At 61.1% G+C, this 1,140-nt stretch carries 1 protein-coding gene; it reads right to left on the reverse strand.

Going from position 1 to position 1,140, the window contains the following annotated elements:
• On the reverse strand, positions 1 to 1,127 hold a 1,127-nt coding region (locus tag VMT30_08925), incomplete at its 3' end, for an IS1182 family transposase (GenBank protein ID HVQ45051.1).
• Positions 1,128 to 1,140 lie beyond the last annotated feature (13 nt).

Genomic DNA, 1,140 nt, shown 5'->3' on the forward strand with positions numbered 1-1,140 from the left:
GCTGTGGTCCAGTAGCGCCGTATCCGCTTGCCGTCTTCCTCATTCGTAAAGCGATATGGCAGTTGCTCTCCAGCCGGACAGCGATAGGCGTCCTCCTCTGGCAAATAGACAAAGTCCTGCTTGCCGAAGCGGCCATCTGACTTGGCACCCGACGTCTGCGGCTTGGGCAGGGTCACCGTGATGCCGCCCTCGTGGCACGCGAGGATCTCCAGGCTGCTGAAGTAGCCGCGATCGGCAACGGCCTCGAGCGTCTCGGTCTTGAGAACAACCTTGGCCTGCTTGGCCATATTGGCCAGTTGGGCCCGATCTGAGCCGCTGTTCGTGACCTCATGCGTCACAATCAGATGATGCTCGGTATCCACGGCGACCTGCACGTTGTAGCCGACGACGCCGGAACCGCGGCCGCTGGTCGCCATCGAACGGCTGTCGGGATCGGTCAGCGAGATTTGATGGTCGGGCGAAGCGAGCATCTGCTTCTCGTAGACAGCAAGCTTGCTCATCTCCTCCTTCAGCTTCGTCAGCTTCTCGGTAAGCCTTGTTACCTTCGCGGCCAGCGCCTCCGTCGGCTCCTGCCGGTCGGCCGTGTCAAGTTGGCTCAGATAGCGCGCGACGCTCTCCTCCAGCTGGACACGCCGCCGTTCCACCTTCGCCCGCGTGAAGTTCTTGTCCCGGTTGTTCACGGCCTTGAACTTGCTGCCATCGATGGCGACGCTCGCCGTCGCAAGAAGACCCATCTCACGGCAGAGTTCGACGAAGCGCGCACATACCCTGCGCAGCGCCAGGCCATTGTCTTTGCGGAAGTCCGCGATCGTCTTGTGATCAGGTGCAAGCCGGCCCAGCAGCCACATGACTTCGACATTGCGTCCGGCCTCGCGCTCGAGCCGCCGGCTCGACTGCACCCGGTTCAGATAGCCGTAGATGTAAAGCTTGAGGAGAACCGAGGGGTGGTACGACGGCCGACCAGTTGTTGCTGGCTCAACCCCCTCGAAGCTCATCTCGGCCAAATCGAGCGCATCGACAAACACATCGATCACGCGAACAGGGTTGCTCTCGTCAATGAAATCATCGAGGCATTCGGGCAATAGCGTCCATTGCCCACGATCCGCCTCTTCAACGAAGCGCCTCATCGATTCCTCCCGC

Source organism: Candidatus Saccharimonadia bacterium (assembly GCA_035544015.1).
Taxonomy (GTDB): domain Bacteria; phylum Patescibacteriota; class Saccharimonadia; order UBA4664; family UBA4664; genus UBA5169.